This window comes from Achromobacter sp. 1011811831 (assembly GCF_059760905.1).
Window position 1 is genome coordinate 1 of sequence record NZ_JCBANG010000211.1, and the last position, 653, is coordinate 653.

The window sequence follows — 653 nt, forward strand, 5'->3', positions numbered from 1 at the left end:
TGGCCACGGGCGGGCAGATCGCGGCCACGGCGGCGCGGCGCAGCTTCGTGGCGCAGGGCGCCGAGCTGGACGTGGCCGGCGCGGTGGGCGTGCGGATCGCGATGGCGTCCAACAGCGTCAAGATCAACGTGCAGGGCAACGAGCTGCGCGACGCGCCCAACAACCGCGACGCGGCCAAGCTGTTCAACGGCGAGCTGTGGGTGGACCGGCGCAGCCTGATCCCGGTGGCGGCGGGCGTGGGCGGCCACGAGGGCGAGCGCTGGTACACGGCCGGCGGCCTGCTGGAGGTGGGCGGCTACCTGGCCAACCTGGGCCACGGCATCGGCGAGTGGGCCGCGCAGGGCGGCACGGTGACGCTGGGCGGCAAGGAAGTGGTGGCGCAGTCGGGCTCGCGGATGAACCTGGCCGGCGGCACGCTGGACGTGGCCGAGGGCGTGATCAACCTGAGCTGGCTGCGCGGCGCGGACGGACGCTTGTACGAAGCCTCCAGCGCGCCGGCGGACCGGGTCTACGCGGGCCTGTACCGGGGCTACGAGGACCTGCACGGCCGCTGGGGCGAGAAGGCCACGCGGCGCTTCCTGAACCCGGTGCTGGCGCCGAGCACGCGGCGCGAGGCCGGCTACACGGTGGGCCGGGACGCGGGCCGGCTGGTG

Annotated in this window: 1 protein-coding gene; it reads left to right on the top strand. The window is 75.2% G+C overall.

Features of this window, described 5'->3' with window-relative positions; genetic code table 11:
- The coding region (locus AC6LJ9_RS30630; protein WP_498150452.1) for a hypothetical protein at positions 1-653 on the top strand (653 nt) is incomplete at both ends.